Origin of the sequence: Acidovorax sp. SUPP950 (assembly GCF_030158935.1) — a bacterium.
GTDB lineage: Bacteria > Pseudomonadota > Gammaproteobacteria > Burkholderiales > Burkholderiaceae_C > Paracidovorax.
This window is the reverse complement of record NZ_BQXE01000003.1, coordinates 359,146-376,771: the sequence shown is the minus strand read 5'-3', so window position 1 is coordinate 376,771 and position 17,626 is coordinate 359,146. Positions and strand designations below refer to the sequence as shown.

The window sequence follows — 17,626 nt, the reverse complement described above, 5'->3', positions numbered from 1 at the left end:
CCGGCCGGCACGGCGCCGGTGTAGCATTCACCGTTACTTTTTGTAGTCATTTGCCGCCGCAGATCCCGATCCGCCCGAATCCCATGCAGGTGCTGTCGCCTACCGACCCATGCCCACGGTCACTTTCCCGTCCGCTGGCCTTTTGAGCGTGCCGCCCAAGGTTGCGCCCGTGGGCAAACGCCTGGAGGCGCTGCGTGCCTGCGCGGTGCTGGACACCCCGGCGGAGGAGGCGTTCGATCAGCTGACCCGGCTGGCCGCCCGCCTGTGCGGCATGCCCATGGCGGCGATCGGTTTCATCGACCAGGGGCGCGAGTGGTTCAAGGCCAGCACCGGCATCGAACTGCAGTCGCTGGATGCGGCCCACCCGCTGTGCGCCCTGGCGGTGGACGGCCGGGTGGTGCAGGTGCAGGACACCCACGCCCATTCCACGCTGCGCCGCCATCCGCTGGTGATCGCCGGGCCGCGCGTGCGCGCCGTGGCCTGCATGCCGCTGATCACCGCGGAGAAATGGGTGCTGGGCGCCGTGGTGGTGATGTCCACCGAGCCGTGCGTGCTGCAACCACCCCAGCTCGAATCGTTGCGCGCGGTGGCCGGGCAGGCCATCGCCCTGCTGGAGTTGCGCCGCAGCCAGCGCAACCAGGCGCGCATGGCCACCGAGCGGGCCGCCAGCGACGAGCGCTTTCACCTGGTGGCGCGCGCCACGGCCGACGCCATCTGGGACTGGAACCTGCACGACGACTCCATGTGGTGGAACGAGGGCATGCAGACGCTGTTCGGTGTGCCCATGCAGACCCTGCCGCACGACAGCACGTCGTGGACGCTGCGCCTGCACCCGGAAGACAGCGACGCGGTGCTGGAGAGCATCCACGCGGCGATCGAGGGCACGGCCAAGCACTGGGCCGAGGAATACCGCTTTCGCCGCTACGACGGCAGCTACGCCTGGGTGCAGGACCGCGGCTTCGTGATCCGCGACGCCGAAGGCCATGCGATCCGCATGGTGGGCGGCATGACCGACATCAGCGCGCAAAAGGACAGCGCGCTGCAGGCCAAGGACGAGGCCCGCACCCACGCCGAGCTGGTGCGCGTGCAGCAGAAGATTTCGTCGCTCGAACTGTCCATGGACGAGGTGCTGCAGCTGGTGGCCCGCACCGCGATGGAACTGTCCGATGCCGGCGGTGCGATGGTGGTGATGCGCGAAGGCGACAAAGCCCGGGTGCAGGCCAGCACCGGCATGCGCGCCGTGCCGCTGAACGACGTGCGCCCGCTGGAAGGCTACGAGCTGTGGCACCGCATCGACGCGGGCGAGACCGTCTGCAGCCAGCCGGCCGTCGCGCAGGCCATGCCCTCGGCCGCCCTGTGCGAGCCGGGGCCGGTGGCCTTCATCGCGGCGCCGGTGCGCGCGGGCGACGCGGTGGTGGGCATGCTCAAGGTCAACGGCGACCCGCTGGCGTCGTTCTCGCAGCGCCACCTGGCGCACGTGCAGATCCTGGCCGAGTCGCTGGGCGCCGTGGTGCAGCTGCGGCGCTATGCCGCGCAGCTGCACGCGTCAGAGCAGCAATACCGCCTGCTGTTCGATGCGCACCCGCAGCCCATGTGGGTGTACGAGCTGGGCACCCTGCGCATCCTGGCCGTCAACCGGGCCATGGTGCGCCAGTACGGGTACAGCGAGGCGGAACTGCTGTGCATGACCACGCCTGACCTGTGGCCCCAGGACAACCGCGAAGCCCGCATACGGGAAGCGCACACCATTCCCCACAATGCCCGGCGTGACGCCGTGCACCGGCGCCACCGCAAGAAGGACGGCACGGTGATCGACACCGAGGTGTATGCCGGGGGCATCGAATTCAACGGTGTGCCTGCACGCCAGGTGCTGGCCACCGACGTCACGCAGCGCATGCGCCTCGAACGGGAGCTGGCGCGGGTGGGCAGCATCCAGCGGCTGCTGGCCGCCTGCAACGAATCCCTTGTGCGCGCGACCTCCGAGGCCGACCTGCTGCGCGAGGTCTGCCGCATCGCCACGGACGTGGGCGGCTACCGGATGGCCTGGGTCGGCATGGTGCGCGACGATGCGCGCCAGAGCATCGAGCCCGTGGCCTGGAGCGGCCACCACAGCGACCACTATGCGGAGACACTGCAGCTGAGCTGGTCGGCCGACCAGCCGGGCGGCCAGGGCCCGGCCGGGCTGGCGGTGCGCAGCGGCCGCCCGGTGATCGTGCGCGACATCCGGCTCGACCCGACGTTCGCCAGCTGGACCGAGCGCATGCTGCGGCAAGGCCTGCATTCGGTGATCAGCCTGCCGCTGCGCAACGCCGAGCGCTCGTTCGGCCTGCTGTACCTCTACCCGCCCGAAGTGCTGGAGATCGGCTCCGAGGAGACCGAGCTGCTGCAGCAGCTGGCCAACGACCTGGCCTTCGGCATCGAGAGCCTGCGCACCCGCCAGGACCAGCAGCGCCTGCAGAGCGTGGTGCTCAAGGCCGCCGCTGCCATCTCGGCCAGCACCGGGACCGAATTCTTCAAGCAGCTGGCCAGCAACATGGCGGACGCCCTGGGCGCACAGGCCGGCTGCGTGACGCGGCTGCTGCCGCCGGTGGAGGGACAGCCGCCGCGCGCCATCACGCTCTCGCGCGTGCAGGATGGCGTGGTGCAGCCCAATGCCGAGTATTCGCTGGAGGGCACGCCCAGCCTGCGGCTGGCGACCGAGGCGGAATACGTGGTCACATCCGGCGTCTGCGAGCTGTACCCGCGCTCACCCGTCGCGGCGCTGGGCGCCCAAAGCTACGTGGGCCAGCAGCTGCGCGACGCCGAGGGGCGGCCCATCGGGCTGATCTTCGTGATCTTCCGCGAGCCGCTGGAGCGGCCGGCGCTGGTCTCCTCGACCTTGCGCATCTTCGCGGCGCGCGCCACCGCCGAAATGGCCCGCCAGGCATCGGACGCCCACATCCGGCGCCAGGCCTCGCTGCTGGACAAGGCCCGCGACGCCATCATCGTGCGCGACCTGGAGCACCGCATCACGTTCTGGAACCAGGGCGCGGAACGCATGTACGGCTGGTCGCAGGCGCAGGTGCTGGGCCGCACCATCGACACGCTGCTCTACCAGAACGCCACCGAATTCCTGCGCGCCACCGAGGCCACCCTGGCCCAGGGCGAGTGGACGGGCGAGATCGTGCAGTTCCACCAGGACGGGCATGCGATCGACGTGGAAGGCCGCTGGACCCTGGTGCGCGACGAGGGCGGCCAGCCCGAATCCATCCTGGCCATCCACACCGACATCGGCCACCGCAAGGCCACCGAGCGCGAGATCCAGCGCCTGGCGTTCTTCGACTCGCTCACCGGCCTGCCCAACCGCATGCTGCTCATGGACCGCATGCACCAGGCCCTGGCCACGGCGCAGCGCCAGCGCCAGGGCGGGGCGCTGCTGTTCATCGACCTGGACAACTTCAAGACGCTGAACGACACGCTCGGCCACGACAAGGGCGACCTGCTGCTGCAGCAGGTGGCGCAGCGCCTGAACACCTGCGTGCGCACCGTCGATACCGTGGCGCGGCTGGGCGGCGACGAGTTCGTGGTGATGATCGAGGCGCTCAGCCCCCGGCCCGACGAACTGGCCGTGAGCGCCCGCGTGGTGGGCGAGAAGATCCTGTCGGTGCTGAGCGCCCCCTATGCCCTGGACGGCTACCAGTACCGCAGCACGCCCAGCATCGGCGTCGCCCCGTTCACCGACGGCCAGTCCACCGTGGGCGAGCTGCTCAAGCAGGCGGACCTGGCCATGTACCAGGCCAAGACCGCCGGCCGCAACACCCTGCGCTTTTTCGACCCCGGCATGCAGGCCGTGGTGACGGCCCGGGCCGCGCTGGAAGACGACCTGCGCACGGCGATCGCCCGCGAGGAATTCCTGCTGCACTACCAGCCCCAGGTGGACACGATGAACCGCGTGGTCGGGGTGGAGGCGCTGGTGCGCTGGCCGCACGCCAAGCGGGGCATGGTGCCGCCAGGCGATTTCATCCCCCTGGCCGAAGAAACCGGGCTCGTGCTGCCCCTGGGCCGTTGGGTGCTGCACACCGCTTGCACCTTGCTGGCCAGCTGGCAGGACGAGCCCTCCCTGTCGCACCTCACCATGGCGGTGAACGTGAGCTCGCGCCAGTTCCACCACGCGGGCTTCGTGGACGACGTGGTGCGTGCGCTGGTGTTCACCGGGGCGCCGGCCGACCAGCTCAAGCTGGAGCTGACCGAAAGCCTCTTCGTGGACGACATGGAAACCACCATCGCCACCATGTCGGCGCTGCGCGCCCATGGGGTGGGTTTCTCGCTGGACGACTTCGGCACCGGCTACTCCTCCCTGAGCTACCTCAAGCGCATGCCACTGGACCAGCTCAAGATCGACCAGAGCTTCGTGCGCGACCTGCTCAGCGATCCCAACGATGCGGCCATCGTGGACACCATCATCGCGCTCTCGCGCAGCCTGGGCCTGAACGTCATCGCCGAAGGCGTCGAGACCGGCGCCCAGCGCAACCGCCTGGCCCAGGCGGGCTGCCAGCTCTACCAGGGCTATTTCTTCAGCCGGCCGCTGCCGGCCGACGTGCTCGAGCGCTTCCTGCGGAACGCGCCCGTCTGATCTTTTTCCTCTGACAGCCCCCGGCAGGCCCCTGCCGGGCGGCTGGGCGGCCTTCCACGCGCCGGGTGTCCCCTCCCCCTGCCTCCGCTGTGCCGAAGGCCCCTGGCGCCTTCCTGCGCCACGCGCGTCTCGTTCTGCCACACCTCCTCGCCATCCGGGGCGGGCCGCGGGCGACGGTTTTTTCTGTCTTCTCCTTAATGTCTTTATCAATCCATAGTAGTCGTAGTAAGCACGGCCTCCAACTGTGGACAACTGCATTTTTCCGTTGCGGATCAACGGACTTGCGATGCCGTGAACCTTGTGGGCGGCACCCGGCTCCTGCTGTCGCGGCGGCGGGGACAAAACCGGCGCATCGCATTTCGCTGTGGACAAGTGGCCGGTTGTGCGGGAAATATCCACAGACTTGTTCCCGTGGCCGCCCTTTTTCGCTCATTGGCGCGAAAGCGGCCCCCTTCCGTGCGATGTCGCCAGGTCCGATATCTGCCGACCATGGATCGGGCGCAGCCCGTCGATCGGACGGCGAGGCGTTCGCCCCTTTCTTCTTTTTCTTTCCCTTCCCTTTTTCTTTTCCCACGGCGGGCGGGATGCCTTCGTTTTGCGCCGGGCCCGGGTGACGTCGGGCAAGGAGCGCGGCGGTCGGTTTTCGGCGGCCCGGAGGTTCCTTGTTATTCCATTAAAGGTTCTATCAATACATAGCAGTAGTAGTAGAGGAGCCCCGTTTCTGTGGACAAGGCCGATTTCCTCAACGCTGCCAAGCACTTGGATGGTCGCAAACCCTGTGGCGCTGGCCGGGTGAACCGGCATGCCGGGCGACAACAACTTCGGCGCCTCGGCGTCTTCTGTGGATAACCCATGGGTTGCTCCGGAAATGTCCCCAGGCTTGTCCACAATGCGCCCCGGATCGGCATCTGCCAAAGAAAAAGGGCCCCGAAGGGCCCTTGTTGGCATGGATGAAACAGGCAGGGATCAGAAGTGGTACGCGTAGCGCAGCTGCACGAAGTTCTCGCCCGGGTTGGGCTTCTTGATGCCCGCGTTGGACAGGTGCTGCACCCGCAGCACGATCTCGTGCTGGCGCTGCGCGCCCAGGCTGTAGCCCACGCCCAGGTGGGAACCGAAGTTGTAGCGGGTGCTGAACTCCTTGTCGGGGGTGTGGTACTTGCGGTCGGCATACGTGATGCCGACGCCCCCTTCCCAGAACCAGTTGGCGCGGCCGTTGTCGGGGCGCAGGCGGAAGGTGGGGGTGAAGCCGACCACGGTCAGGTCGCCCGAGCCATTGACCCCGTTGTACGACCAGCGGCTGGCGGAAATGTCCCAGTAGCCGCGCACTTCATGGCCCCACAGCTCGCTCTGCCAGTTCCAGGGCAGCGTCACACCCACGGCGGCGGAATCGGTCTGGTGTTCTGCCCAGCCGCCTTGCACGTAGACGGACGGGCTGGTGCCCGAAGGCTGGGCGTGAACGGCGCCTGCGCCGGCGACGCAGGCCAGCGCCAGGAAAAAAGCGTTCCCGCGCAGCAGGGCGCGGGAACGCAGGAGGTGGGTGATCGGCATGGAAATTCCCTCGATGGAATGACTGTGGGTTTGCACAACGTGTGTAACCCACTGTATTCCGCCCATCGGGGGGTGCGTTGTAGGCAGTCGCCTCAACCGTACTGATCGGTCGGGATCTGACCGGGGGGTATGCAGAGATATCCAGACTGTGCGCAAACCCTCCCGGACCGGTCGCTTACTGCGGCGCGGGTGCGGGCACCGGCGGCACGGCCGGGCGTTCGCCGCGCGGGCCGCCGTGGCGTCCGTCCTTGCCGCGTTCACCATCGCGTGGGCCGCCCATGCCAGGGTGGCGGTGCATGCGGCGGCTTTCCTGGTCGAAGGTCTTTTGCTGCGCCGGGGTCAGCGTGGCGTAGAAGGCCTTGGTGGCTTCATCGCGGCGGTCGGCCTCCGCGCTGTGCTGGGCGCGCATGGCCCGCATGCGGTCGATGCGCTCGGGCGTGGTCAGCTGGTCGAGGCCCTTGGGATCGAGCCGCGCGCCGCGCTCCTGCGGCTGCATCGCGGCCTTGAAGGTGTCCCAGGCGGGCTGCTGGGCCGGGGTGAGCTGCAGCTTTTGCTGCAGGGCGTTGGCGCGCTGCTCCATGTGCGCCTTGCGCTGCTCGGGGCTGGGCATGCGGTGGCGCGGGCCGTCCTGCGACGGGCCGGCGGCGGGCGGCGCGGACGGGGCGGGGGGAGGGGTCTGCGCGAAGGCGGGTGCGGCCAGGGCGGCCAGCAGGGCGGTGGCGGCGGCAGCGCCGGCGATGCGTCGTTGGAAGAAGATGGACATGGTGGTTCCTTTCTTGCCCCAGGGGGCGAGTGGGTCCGCCGCAACGACCGTTGCAGCGGTTGAGGGCCAGTGTCTTCCCCCTGTGTAACGCCGGCGTGAGGCGTTCGTGTGGCTGTGTAAAGTTGTGACAAGGGTTGGTTGCCCTGTCCGTGCAACGGGGGATGGGAATGGCCCCATGCCGGCGTATTGATTGCCTGTGCAGCTATTGAATCAATAGCAAACGGGGTGCCATGCCAGCGAAGGCCACGCCAGGCCGCGGGCCCGGCGCCGACCGCACCCCCGACAATGGCACCCCGCTGCACCGCGCCGCGCCCCCGGGCGTGCGCCCCAGGGTGTGCCAATGAACGTCAGAGCTGAAGGATTTCCGTGTTCAAGAACATGATCGTGTACCGCATCGCGCCGCAGTGGCAGGTGGACCTGCCGCAGGTGGAGGAGGCGCTGGCCAAGACGCCGTTCGTGGAGTGCGGCGCCACGCAGGAAAAATCGCTGGGCTGGGTGCCGCCGCGGGGCGACGCGCACGGCCCCATGGCCGAATCCGTGGGCGGGCAGTGGGTGCTGCGCTTCATGGTCGAGTCCAAGATGCTGCCCGGCTCGGTGCTCAACCGCAAGGTCAAGGAAAAGGCCGCGCGCATCGAGCAGGAAACTGGCCGCAAGCCCGGCAAGAAGGAAGCCAAGGAGCTCAAGGACGAGGCCAAGCTCGACCTGCTGCCCATGGCCTTCACCAAGCAGGGATCGATGTGGGTGTGGATCGACCCGCAGGCCCACTGGCTGGTGCTGGACACCAGCAGCCAGTCGCGGGCCGACGAGGTCGTCACGCTGCTGGTCGAGGCGCTGCCCGGCCTGTCGGTGGCGCTGCTCGATACGCAGACCTCGCCCCAGGCCGCCATGTCGCACTGGCTCAGCACGCAGGAGCCGCCCGTGGGCTTCAGCGTGGACCGCGAGTGCGAGCTCAAGAGCGCCGACGAGGCCAAGGCCGTGGTGCGCTATGCCCGCCATCCGCTCGACATCGACGAGGTGCGCGAGCACATCGCCGCCGGCAAGCTGCCCACCAAGCTCGCGATGACCTGGGACGACCGCGTGTCCTTTTTGCTGAGCGAAGGCCTGCAGGTGCGCAAGATATCGTTCCTGGACACGGTGTTCGAAGGCACCAAGGCCGATGACGGCGGCTTCGACACCGACGTGGCCATCGCCACGGGCGAACTCAGCAAGTTGATTCCCGACCTGATCGAGGCGCTGGGTGGCGAAGGCCGCACCGAACTGGGCGGCACGCCCCCGGCAGCGCCGGCGGCCGACCCTGCCGCCCCTGCGCCTTCGAGCGGCCCTGCTGCCGTGGCGGCCAACGGTGCCGAAGACGACGACGCACCGTTCTGACCCGCGGGCCCGCGGCCCGGGACAGCGCGCCGCCGCGCGGGCGCGAACCCCCATCGCCGTGGGGCCATCGTTTGGCGATGCGCCGCGCTGCGTGCACGATGGCTGTCGCGGCAGGGCCGGCCTGGACCGATGGCCGACCGGCGCATTCCCCACGTCCCGTGAAAACCGTTGCCTGGAGGTATCCGATGACCGTCATCACCCGTTCCGTTGTCAGCACCGCCGTCGCCCTGGCGGCCCTGTGCGCCGGCCCCGCGCAGGCGCACCACGGCTGGTCCTGGGCGGAAGAAGCCCAGTCCGAGCTGGCCGGCACCGTGCAGCGCGTACAGATCGCGCCGCCCCACCCGACGCTGGAGGTCAAGACCGCCGAGGGCGCCCTCTGGCGCGTGGAACTGGGCAATCCGTCGCAGACCGAGCGCTCCGGTTTCACCGCGGCCTCCGCCAAGCCGGGCGATGCCATCACCGCCATCGGCAACCGTGACCGGGACACTTCCCAGCGGCGCATGAAGGCCGTGCAGATCCAGGTCGGCGGCAAGACCTACGCCCTCTACCCCGAACGCATCCAGAACCCCAAACGCTAGAAGGCCCCATGGATTTCGCCGGGCTCACGCCCCTGCTGGACACCCTGGCCGCGTCCGCCCCGGCCGCGTGGCTGCGCCAGTCCGGCACGGCCTACCTGGTGGTCAACGCCCTGCACATCGCCGTGCTGGGCCTGGGCGTGGGCGCTGCCGTGCTGCTGGACCTGCGCCTGTGGGGCGCCATCGGCCGGCGCATTCCCCTGGCGCTGCTGGGTCCGTTCCTGTCGCGCGCGGCGGGGGCGGGGATCGCGCTGGCTCTGGTCACCGGGCTGTGGCTGTTCGCCACCCGGCCGGCCGACTACCTGGCCAATCCGGCGTTCCTGGTGAAGGTGGCGGTCATCGGGCTGGCGCTGCTGAATGCGCTGGCGCTGCATGCCGGCGGGCACTGGGCGCGCGCCCTGCGCGAAGGGCGCGCTGGCGGCTGGGTGCGCATGCAGGCTGCGGTGTCGCTCGCGCTGTGGCTGGGGGCCGTGCTGGCGGGGCGCTGGATCGGATTTCTCTGAGAACGCCGGGCGATTGAGCGCCAACGCGATCTCCAGAAAGACATTGGACAGGTTCTCAGGGTCCGTGCGGCTACCATCCCGGCCATGGCGCTCAACTGGGTCTGGATCGGGTTCTTCACCGTGGCGTTCGCCACCGCTGTCGTGCGCTGGCTGCTGGGCGCGGACGGCATCTTCCAGGCCTTGCTGGCCGCGCTGTTCGATGCGGCCCGCTCGGGCTTCGAGATCTCGCTGGGCCTGGCCGGCGTGATGGCGCTGTGGCTGGGCCTGCTGCGCGTGGGCGAGCGCGCCGGCATGATCGAGCTGCTCGCCCGCGCCGCCGCCCCGCTGCTGCGCCGGCTGTTCCCCGGCGTGCCCGACGGCCACCCGGCGCAGGGCGCGATGACCATGAACCTCTCGGCCAACCTGCTGGGCCTGGACAACGCCGCCACGCCGCTCGGCCTCACGGCCATGCGCGAACTGCAGACCCTCAACCCCGGCCCGCCCGACACCGCCAGCAACGCGCAGATCATGTTCGTGGTGATGAACACCGCGGGGCTCACGCTCATTCCCACCTCGGTCATCGCCATCCGCCAGAGCCTGGCCCTGAAGCAGGGGTTGGGCGCGGGCTTCAACGCGGCGGACATCTTTTTGCCGACGCTGCTGGTCACCTTCGCGTCGCTGCTGGCGGGCGTGCTGGCCGTGGCCGTGTGCCAGCGCCTGCCCCTGTGGCGCGCGCGCCTGCTGCTGCCGGTGCTGGCCGTGGCCGGGCTGCTGGCGGCGGCGGTCACCGCGCTGGCCCGGTTGCCGGCCGAGCAGGCCGCGCGCATCGCCGGCACCACCGGGGCGGCGGTCATCCTGGGCGTGGTCATGCTATTCGTGCTGGCGGGCGCCGTGCGGCGCGTGAACGTCTACGACGCCTTCATCGAAGGCGCCAAGGAAGGCTTTGGCGTGGCGGTGCAGATCGTGCCCTACCTCATCGCCATCCTCGCGGCCATCGGCATCTTCCGCGCGGCCGGCTGCATGGATGCGCTGCTGGGCGCCATCGGCGCGGGCGTGGCGGCGATGGGCTGGGACACCGCGTTCCTGCCGGCCCTGCCCGTGGGGCTGATGAAGGTGCTCTCCGGCGCCGGCGCGCGGGGCCTGATGATCGACGTCATGCAGACGCACGGCGTCGATTCCTTCGCCGGCCGCCTGGCCGCCATCGTGCAGGGATCGACGGAAACCACCTTCTACGTGCTGGCGGTGTACTTCGGCAGCGTGGGCATCCGGCACGCGCGCCATGCGCTGGCGTGCGCGCTGGTGGCGGATGCGGTGGGGCTGGCGGCGGCGATCGGGGTGGGGTACGCGATGCTGCGGTGACTGCGCTGCCTCTCAAACCTTGGACAATTCACCCCTTCGACTGCCATCCCATTCACGCCTTCCCTCAGAAAGCCTTTCCGTGACCGACGCTCCGCAACGCCCCGACCTGCCCGACCACCTCTCCATCGACCCGCGCAGCCCGCACCATGTCGCCGCCGTGTTCGAGCACGACATCGGGATCCGCTTCAATGGAAAGGAGCGCTTCGACGTGGAGGAGTACTGCGTGAGCGGGGGCTGGGTGAAGGTGCCCGCGGGCAAGACGGTTGACCGCAAGGGCCGGCCGCTGATGATCACGCTCAAGGGCGCGGTGGAAGCGTTCTACAAGTGAAAACCCCGCCATGCCGGCGGATTGTTTGCCTGGATTGCTATTAAAAAGATAGCTAATTGACGGCGGTGCCTGTCGCGGCGGATTCCCGCCTGCCCGGACATCCGCCGCGCGCCCTCAGGCGCGGCTCACTCGCACTGGAAGCGCGTCTGCAGCGTGGCCGGGTTCTTCGTGGTGCTTGATCGGGCGGTGCAGCGCTTCACCGCGTCGTCCACGCGCTGCACCACGCGCACGGCGCCGCCGGCGTAGTCGCACGCGAGGAACTTGCCCTGCGGGTAGTCGCCTTCGAAATTCCACACGGCTGTGGCCCCCCCCTTGCCGGGCTTGTCCGACTGGGGCATGAGGACGGCGCCCTGGGCGGGCGGGCCGTCGAAGACGTTGTGGCCGGTCAGGCGCAGGGGGCGCTGGTCGAGCACGATCTCGGTGCCGGCCGGAAGGCCTGCGGCCTCCGCGCGGGGCGAGGTGAGGCGCACGGTGGCCGGGCAGTCCAGCGATGCCGTGGCGGCAATCGCTGGAGCGGACACGCCAGAGAAGAGCGCTGCGGTGAGGGCAACCAGCGCCCCCGCTCGGGCTGCGGGGCGGCGCAAAAGGGGGGTGGAGCGCATGTGGGCCTTTTCTTGGTCGATCACTCGATGACGGAATACGCGGCGGCGTTGTTGCTGGGATCGGCGAAATCCCCGTTCTTGCGCTGGACCTTCGGGCGGATGTAGCGCATGGAGACCTTGGGTTTTTGCGTATCGCTCAGCCACTGGTCCATGATCCAGATGCCGCCAGGGTCCTGTGAGATGAAGAACGCCGCGTGGTTGCCTGTGGGCAGGCTGCCGTAGCGTCCTTTGTCGTTGAAGGTGGCGATGGCCGTGCCCTTCTTGATGTTGGCGTTGCCGAAGACGGTCTCGCCCGGTTTCCAGGAACTGGTGTGGGGCAGTTGCGCATAGTGCTGCAGCAGGGCCACGCAGTGCTTGCTGCCGACCTTGCTGGTTCCCTCCAGGGCTTCGGCGTTTTGGTAGATGTAAGGCATCGTCGAGTGGGCGGACAAAAGCAGCGATCCTAGTCGGCCGCGTGCCTTTTGCCCTGGCTGTTTCCAACCGTTTCAAACCCGCTCGAAGATGGCCGCGATGCCCTGCCCGCCGCCGATGCACATCGTGACCAGCGCGTATCGCCCGCCGGTACGGTGCAGCTCGGCGACGGCCTTGGTCGTGATGATCGCGCCGGTGGCGCCCACGGGGTGGCCCAGGGAGATGCCCGAGCCGTTGGGGTTGACCTTGGCGGGGTCCAGGCCGAGTTCCTGGATGACGGCGCAGGCCTGGGCGGCGAAGGCCTCGTTGGCCTCGATGACGTCCATGTCCTCGATCTTCAGGCCCGTGCGCTGCAGCACCTGGCGCGTGGCGGGCACGGGGCCGATGCCCATGTAGGCCGGGTCCACGCCCGCGTGCGCGTAGCCGACCAGGCGGGCGAGCGGCTTGGCGTTCAGCGCGGCCACGCGGTCGCCGGCCACCAGCACCACGGCGGCGGCGCCGTCGTTGATGCCCGAGGCATTGCCGGCGGTGACACTGCCGCCGTCCTTCTTGAACGCGGGCTTCATGCCGGCCAGCACGTCCAGCGTGGTGTTGCCGCGTACGTGCTCGTCGGTGTCGAACAGCACGGTGCCCTTGCGCGTGGCGATCTCGACCGGAACGATCTGCGCCTTGAAGTGCCCGGCGGCAATGGCCGCGGCGGCGCGGTGCTGGCTGGCGGCGGCCAGTTCGTCCTGCATGGTGCGGCTGATGCGGTAGCGCTCGGCCACGTTCTCGGCGGTGATGCCCATGTGCATCTTCTGCCAGGGGTCGTGCAGGATGCCCAGCATGTAGTCGATGCTCTTGGCGTCGCCCATGCGCTGGCCGTAGCGCGCGGCGGTGTCGAAGTAGGGGCCGCGGCTCATGGATTCGCTGCCGCCGCCGACGGCCACGTCGCAGTCGCCCAGCACGATGGCCTGCGCGGCCGACACGATCGCCTGCAGGCCGGAGCCGCACAGGCGGTTGACGTTGAAGGCCGGCGTCTCGATGGGGCAGCCCGCATCGATGGCGGCCACGCGGGCCAGGTAGGCGTCCTTGGTGTCGGTCGGGATGACGTTGCCCATGACCACGTGGCCCACCGTGTCGGGTGCGAGGCCGCTGCGTTCGATGGCGGCGCGCGTGACCGTGGTGGCCAGCTGGCTGTTGGGCACGTCCTTGAGCGTGCCGCCGAAGGTGCCGATGGCGGTGCGGGCGGTGCCGACGATGAAGACGTCGCGGTGGTTCATGGCAGGGGTCTCCTCAAGGAATGAATGAATGGACGGACAGGTGCTGAAAATCGGGGGCCGGTCGTTGCGCTGCGCTGCGGATCGGACGGAATGGTAGGGCCGGGCGGCCGGCAGGGCAGGCGCGTGGGCGTCAGCGGCCGCTGCCGTGTGGTGCCCTGCCGCGCAGGGGTGCCTACCGCCCTTCGAAGCGCGGTTTTTCCTTGGCGTAGAAGGCGGCGATGCCCGCGGCCAGGTCGGCCGTGCGCGCGCAGTCGCCGAAGGCGCGGGTTTCCGCCTCCAGTTGCGCGGGCAGGTCGCGGTCGAACGAGGCGCGCATCAGCCGGCGCATGTGGCCCAGCGCCACCGTGGGGCCGGCGGCCAGGCGCTCGGCGAGTGCGTCCACCGCCGCATCGAGCTGGTCGGCGGGCACCACCTGGTTGACCAGGCCCAGGCGCTCGGCATCGGCGCTGGTGAGCGTGTCGCCGAGCAGGGCGATCTCCAGCGCGCGGCGCAGGCCCACCTGGCGCGGCAGGGCCCATGAGGCGCCCACGTCGCAGCTGGTGCCCAGGTTGATGTAGGCCAGGTTGAAGCGCGTGCCCTCGGCGGCGAGGATGAAGTCGGCCAGCAGCATCAGGCTCATGCCGGCCCCGGCGGCCACGCCGTGCACCTTGGCGATGACGGGCGCGTCGATGTTCGCGAGCAGGGTGGCGGCCTCGTTGAGCGGGCCCAGCAGGTCGGCGGCGCCCTGGACAGGGTCTTCGCGCAAGGTGGCCAGATCGCCCCCGGCCATGAAGCCCTTGCCCGCTCCACACAGCACCACGGCCCGCACGCCGGGATCGGCCGCGATGCTGCGCGTGGCGGCGCACAGGGCCTGGGCCATGGGCACGTCGATGGCGTTGAGCGCGGCCGGGCGGTGGAACTGCAGCGTGGCAACGGCCCCCTCCCGGCGAAAGACCAGGGGCGGGCTGGCGGCGTCGGGTGCGGGTGGTTGCGGCATCGTTGTCTCCTGTGTTTTGCTATTGAAAAATGAGCTGCCATCGCTTTTACTGCAGCCATTTGCGAGGATTTTTTGCCTAAATGGCAATGAATGCTAGGGCATGCTGCTATCTTTTTTGATGCGGATGGGCGGATGCGCAGCGCTTTCGGGCGCTGCGGCCAGATCGTCCAGGATCGGGCAGTCCGGCCGCTCGTTCCCCTGGCAGCAGCCCACCAGCGACTGCAGCGTGCGCTGCATGGCCTGCATGGCGGCGATGCGCTGGGCCAGGTCGTCGATGTGGGCTTGGGCGATCTGCTTGACGTGGGCGCTGGCGCGGCGCTTGTCCTGCCACAGGCCGAGCAGGGTGGCGATCTCCTGCATCGAGAACCCCAGGTCGCGGCTGCGGCGGATGAAGCGCAGGGTGTGCACGTCGGCCTCGGTGTACTGGCGGTAGCCGCTGCCGGTGCGCGCCACGCCGGCCAGCAGGCCCAGGGCCTCGTAGTGGCGCACCATGCGCGGCGAGACCCCGGCCCGCTCGGCCGCGGTGCCAATGGGCACTGGCCCGCCCTGCGGTGCGGCCGTGGCGCTCATGCGGCGACCGTGTAGCCCTCTTCGGTGATCGCGGCGGCCAGCGCGTCGCGCGCCCGGTCGCTCTCGACCACCACCTTGCCCTGGGCCAGATCCACCTGCACGGTGGCGTCGGGATCGACCTGGCGGACGGCGTGGACGACGGCGCGTTCGCAGTGGCCGCAGGTCATGCCGGTGACTTGGAGATGGTGTTGCATGGGGTGCTCCGTTCGGGAAAGGGTGGAAGAACAATGGGTGCCTGCATCATGAACCCTGACATGGTGGCAGAGTCAAGCGGCCCCGTGCTTTCCGCGGGGCGCTTGACCTTGCCATCGCGTCAAGGTTTAAGGTGCCCACCATGAACCCGACACCCACCGCCCCGCCATCCCCCTCCGATTCCGCCCCGGGCACGCTCGACCTGGGCATCGGCGGCATGACCTGCGCGAGCTGCTCGGGCCGCGTGGAGCGCGCACTGCGCAAGGTGCCGGGCGTGCAGGAGGCCACGGTCAACCTGGCGACCGAGCGGGCCCATGTGGTCTATGCGGCCAGTGCTGCCGGTGTGGCCGGTGCGGGCGCGGCGATGGAGGCGCAACTGCGCCGGGCGGTGCGCAACGCGGGCTACGAGCCCCGCGCCCCGCAGGCGCAGGACGCCGAGGCGCGCGGCCAGTCGCCCTGGGCGGGCTTCGGGCCGGTGGCCCTGGGGCTGGCGCTGTCGGCGCCGCTGGTGCTGCCGATGCTGCTGGGCCTGTTACCGGAGCGCTTCGGCGCGCTGCTCGGCCCGCACGGCATGCTGCCGGCATGGCTGCAGTGGCTGCTGGCGACGCCCGTGCAGTTCTTGCTGGGCGCGCGCTTTTACAAGGCGGGGTGGCACGCCCTCAAGGCGCGCTCCGGCAACATGGACCTGCTGGTGGCGATCGGCACCAGCGCGGGCTACGGGCTGTCGCTCTGGCTGTGGCTGACCGCGCCCGCCGGCCATGCCCCGCACCTGTACTTCGAGGCCTCGGCCGTGGTGATCACGCTGGTGCTGCTGGGCAAGTGGCTGGAGGCGCGGGCCAAGCGCCAGACCACGGCGGCCATCCGGGCGCTGCACGCCCTGCGGCCCGACGTGGCGCATCTGGTGGGTGCCGATGGCGAGGTGGACGTGCCCGTGGCCGAGGTGATGGCCGGCGACCGGATCGTAGTGCGCCCGGGCGAGCGCATTCCCGTGGACGGCACGGTGCTGGAGGGGCACACGCAGGTGGATGAATCCATGCTGACCGGCGAGCCGCTGCCGGTGCCGCGCACCGCGGGCGAGGCGCTCACGGGCGGCTCGATCAACGGCGACGGGCGGGTGGTGGTGCAGGTGTCGGCCGTGGGGGCCGAGACGGTGCTGGCCCGCATCATCCGGCTGGTGGAAGACGCGCAGGCCGGCAAGGCGCCGATCCAGCGGCTGGTGGACCGGGTGTCGGCGGTGTTCGTGCCGGTGGTGCTGGGCATCGCGCTGGCCACGCTGCTGGGCTGGCTCTGGGTGGGCGCCGGCGGCGAGGCGGCGGTGATCCACGCCGTGGCGGTGCTGGTGATCGCCTGCCCCTGCGCTTTGGGCCTGGCGACGCCGGCGGCCATCATGGCGGGCACGGGCGTGGCGGCCCGGCACGGCATCCTGATCCGGGACGCCGAGGCGCTGGAGCGCGCGCACCGCGTGGGCACGGTCGCCTTCGACAAGACAGGCACGCTGACGGTGGGCCAGCCCCGGCTGACCGCCTTCGAGGTGGTGCCCGGGCAGGACGGTGACGCGCTGCTCGCGGCGGTGGCCGGCGTGCAGGGCGGCAGCGAACACCCGCTGGCCCGCGCCGTGGTGCAGGAGGCCCGCCGCCGCGGCTTGGGTGTGCCCGCGCCGCAGGCCGTGAGCGCCGTGCCGGGCCGGGGCACCCAGGGCACGGCGGCCGGGCGCCATTTCCGCGTGGGCAGCCTGCGCTGGATGGAGGAACTGGGCGTGCCGCTGGGCGCCCTGGCCGCACCCGCCGTCGCGCTGCAATCGGCCGGTGCCACCGTGTCGGCGGTGGCCGAGGCACCGCCGGGCGAAGTGCCAACGGGGCAGGAGGCGGCCGGCCCGGCGTGGGTGCTGCGGGCGCTGCTGGCCTTCGGCGACGAGCCCAAGCCCGGCGCGCGCGAGGCCCTGGCGGCGCTGCGGGCGCGTGGCCTGCGCGTGGTCATGGTGTCGGGCGACCACCGGGGCGCGGCCGAGGCCATGGCGCGCCGCCTGGGGCTGGACCCGGATGCCGGCGAGGTGATGGCCGAGGTGCTGCCCGGCGACAAGGCGGCGTGCGTGGCGCGCCTGCGGTCCGAGGCCGCGGCGGGGCCGGGCGCTCACCGCCCGGCACGCCACGCGGTGGCCATGGTGGGCGACGGCGTGAACGATGCGCCGGCCCTGGCCGCCGCCGACGTGGGCATGGCCATGGGCAACGGCACCGATGTGGCCATGCAGGCCGCGGGCATCACCCTGATGCGCGGCGACCCCCGGCTGGTGGCCGCGGCGCTGGACATTTCGCACCGCACGGTCGCCAAGATCCGGCAGAACCTGTTCTGGGCGTTTGCCTACAACGTGGCCGGCATTCCCCTGGCCGCACTGGGCTACCTGAGCCCCGTGGTGGCGGGCGCGGCCATGGCCCTCAGCTCGGTGAGTGTGATGGCGAACGCTTTGCTATTGAAGCGCTGGCGCGTTTGATAGTTACATTCGGTTAAAAGTCGGCAGGTCTGGCACACTGCAACGTTTGGTTGCATATGGTGGGCATCCTTTTGCTGGTCACCGAAG

General features: G+C 70.1%; 15 protein-coding genes. 7 read left to right on the top strand and 8 right to left on the bottom strand.

The features are described 5' to 3' along the window. Nucleotides 1-109 precede the first annotated feature (109 nt). Nucleotides 110-4,612 carry an EAL domain-containing protein gene (locus AVME950_RS15530; protein ID WP_284397341.1) on the top strand — a complete coding sequence of 1,501 codons (4,503 nt, stop codon included), beginning with the start codon at nucleotides 110-112 and terminating at the stop codon, nucleotides 4,610-4,612. A gap of 966 nt (nucleotides 4,613-5,578) precedes the next feature. Here AVME950_RS15530 and AVME950_RS15525 read toward each other — a convergent pair. Together AVME950_RS15525 and AVME950_RS15520 are read right to left on the bottom strand one after the other, a co-directional pair. Beyond that, the gene (locus AVME950_RS15525) at nucleotides 5,579-6,160 is read right to left on the bottom strand and encodes an acyloxyacyl hydrolase (RefSeq protein ID WP_284397338.1); all 582 of its coding nucleotides are present in this window, start codon (nucleotides 6,158-6,160) and stop codon (nucleotides 5,579-5,581) included. Between the two features lie 175 nt (nucleotides 6,161-6,335). Further along, nucleotides 6,336-6,923, bottom strand: coding sequence for a Spy/CpxP family protein refolding chaperone (locus tag AVME950_RS15520; protein ID WP_284397335.1), 588 nt, complete (start codon nucleotides 6,921-6,923; stop codon nucleotides 6,336-6,338). Nucleotides 6,924-7,289: 366 nt separating this feature from the next. Here AVME950_RS15520 and AVME950_RS15515 point away from each other — a divergent pair, with 366 nt between their 5' ends. The 5 genes from AVME950_RS15515 to AVME950_RS15495 all read left to right on the top strand — a co-directional run bounded on the left by AVME950_RS15515 (nucleotide 7,290) and on the right by AVME950_RS15495 (nucleotide 11,038). Further along, entirely contained in the window at nucleotides 7,290-8,294 is a 1,005-nt protein-coding gene (locus AVME950_RS15515) for a recombination-associated protein RdgC (protein ID WP_284430504.1), read from the top strand. A gap of 185 nt (nucleotides 8,295-8,479) precedes the next feature. Beyond that, nucleotides 8,480-8,872 carry a DUF6152 family protein gene (locus tag AVME950_RS15510; protein WP_284430503.1) on the top strand — a complete coding sequence of 131 codons (393 nt, stop codon included), beginning with the start codon at nucleotides 8,480-8,482 and terminating at the stop codon, nucleotides 8,870-8,872. Nucleotides 8,873-8,880: 8 nt separating this feature from the next. Further along, a complete protein-coding gene (locus AVME950_RS15505; protein ID WP_284427922.1) occupies nucleotides 8,881-9,372 on the top strand; it encodes a DUF2214 domain-containing protein in 492 nt (163 codons plus the stop codon). A gap of 84 nt (nucleotides 9,373-9,456) precedes the next feature. Next, nucleotides 9,457-10,710: a spore maturation protein gene (locus AVME950_RS15500; protein WP_284430502.1), complete on the top strand. Its 1,254-nt coding sequence runs from the start codon at nucleotides 9,457-9,459 to the stop codon at nucleotides 10,708-10,710. Nucleotides 10,711-10,789: 79 nt separating this feature from the next. Then, nucleotides 10,790-11,038 carry a DUF3297 family protein gene (locus AVME950_RS15495; protein WP_284397321.1) on the top strand — a complete coding sequence of 83 codons (249 nt, stop codon included), beginning with the start codon at nucleotides 10,790-10,792 and terminating at the stop codon, nucleotides 11,036-11,038. Between the two features lie 125 nt (nucleotides 11,039-11,163). On the opposite strand, the gene AVME950_RS15490 is transcribed toward AVME950_RS15495, so the two are convergent. The 6 genes from AVME950_RS15490 to AVME950_RS15465 all read right to left on the bottom strand — a co-directional run bounded on the left by AVME950_RS15490 (nucleotide 11,164) and on the right by AVME950_RS15465 (nucleotide 15,053). After that, complete coding sequence (locus AVME950_RS15490; RefSeq protein ID WP_284430501.1) at nucleotides 11,164-11,640, bottom strand: STY0301 family protein; 477 nt, start codon at nucleotides 11,638-11,640, stop codon at nucleotides 11,164-11,166. A 20-nt stretch (nucleotides 11,641-11,660) separates the two neighbouring features. Continuing rightward, nucleotides 11,661-12,053 carry a BPSL0067 family protein gene (locus AVME950_RS15485; protein WP_284430500.1) on the bottom strand — a complete coding sequence of 131 codons (393 nt, stop codon included), beginning with the start codon at nucleotides 12,051-12,053 and terminating at the stop codon, nucleotides 11,661-11,663. A gap of 72 nt (nucleotides 12,054-12,125) precedes the next feature. Further along, nucleotides 12,126-13,313, bottom strand: coding sequence for an acetyl-CoA C-acyltransferase family protein (locus tag AVME950_RS15480; RefSeq protein WP_284430499.1), 1,188 nt, complete (start codon nucleotides 13,311-13,313; stop codon nucleotides 12,126-12,128). A gap of 172 nt (nucleotides 13,314-13,485) precedes the next feature. Beyond that, entirely contained in the window at nucleotides 13,486-14,289 is an 804-nt protein-coding gene (locus AVME950_RS15475) for an enoyl-CoA hydratase/isomerase family protein (RefSeq protein ID WP_284430498.1), read from the bottom strand. A gap of 93 nt (nucleotides 14,290-14,382) precedes the next feature. After that, the gene (gene cueR, locus AVME950_RS15470) at nucleotides 14,383-14,859 is read right to left on the bottom strand and encodes a Cu(I)-responsive transcriptional regulator (protein ID WP_284430497.1); all 477 of its coding nucleotides are present in this window, start codon (nucleotides 14,857-14,859) and stop codon (nucleotides 14,383-14,385) included. After that, on the bottom strand, nucleotides 14,856-15,053 hold the full coding sequence (locus AVME950_RS15465) for a heavy-metal-associated domain-containing protein (RefSeq protein WP_272566301.1): 198 nt from the start codon (nucleotides 15,051-15,053) through the stop codon (nucleotides 14,856-14,858). The genes cueR and AVME950_RS15465 overlap by 4 nt, the downstream gene beginning before the upstream one ends. A gap of 140 nt (nucleotides 15,054-15,193) precedes the next feature. Between AVME950_RS15465 and AVME950_RS15460 the strand changes: the two genes are divergently transcribed. Beyond that, nucleotides 15,194-17,539, top strand: coding sequence for a heavy metal translocating P-type ATPase (locus tag AVME950_RS15460; RefSeq protein WP_284430496.1), 2,346 nt, complete (start codon nucleotides 15,194-15,196; stop codon nucleotides 17,537-17,539). Nucleotides 17,540-17,626 lie beyond the last annotated feature (87 nt).

Excerpts from the sequence above, each read along its gene's own strand:
- AVME950_RS15490 (WP_284430501.1), bottom strand. The coding sequence starts at position 11,640 with ATGCGCTCCACCCCCCTTTTGCGCCGCCCCGCAGCCCGAGCGGGGGCG.
- AVME950_RS15530 (WP_284397341.1), top strand. The coding sequence starts at position 110 with ATGCCCACGGTCACTTTCCCGTCCGCTGGCCTTTTGAGCGTGCCGCCC.
- AVME950_RS15510 (WP_284430503.1), top strand. The coding sequence starts at position 8,480 with ATGACCGTCATCACCCGTTCCGTTGTCAGCACCGCCGTCGCCCTGGCG.
- AVME950_RS15520 (WP_284397335.1), bottom strand. The coding sequence starts at position 6,923 with ATGTCCATCTTCTTCCAACGACGCATCGCCGGCGCTGCCGCCGCCACC.
- AVME950_RS15485 (WP_284430500.1), bottom strand. The coding sequence starts at position 12,053 with ATGCCTTACATCTACCAAAACGCCGAAGCCCTGGAGGGAACCAGCAAG.
- AVME950_RS15525 (WP_284397338.1), bottom strand. The coding sequence starts at position 6,160 with ATGCCGATCACCCACCTCCTGCGTTCCCGCGCCCTGCTGCGCGGGAAC.
- AVME950_RS15460 (WP_284430496.1), top strand. The coding sequence starts at position 15,194 with ATGAACCCGACACCCACCGCCCCGCCATCCCCCTCCGATTCCGCCCCG.
- AVME950_RS15475 (WP_284430498.1), bottom strand. The coding sequence starts at position 14,289 with ATGCCGCAACCACCCGCACCCGACGCCGCCAGCCCGCCCCTGGTCTTT.
- AVME950_RS15465 (WP_272566301.1), bottom strand. The coding sequence starts at position 15,053 with ATGCAACACCATCTCCAAGTCACCGGCATGACCTGCGGCCACTGCGAA.
- cueR (WP_284430497.1), bottom strand. The coding sequence starts at position 14,859 with ATGAGCGCCACGGCCGCACCGCAGGGCGGGCCAGTGCCCATTGGCACC.
- AVME950_RS15480 (WP_284430499.1), bottom strand. The coding sequence starts at position 13,313 with ATGAACCACCGCGACGTCTTCATCGTCGGCACCGCCCGCACCGCCATC.
- AVME950_RS15500 (WP_284430502.1), top strand. The coding sequence starts at position 9,457 with ATGGCGCTCAACTGGGTCTGGATCGGGTTCTTCACCGTGGCGTTCGCC.
- AVME950_RS15505 (WP_284427922.1), top strand. The coding sequence starts at position 8,881 with ATGGATTTCGCCGGGCTCACGCCCCTGCTGGACACCCTGGCCGCGTCC.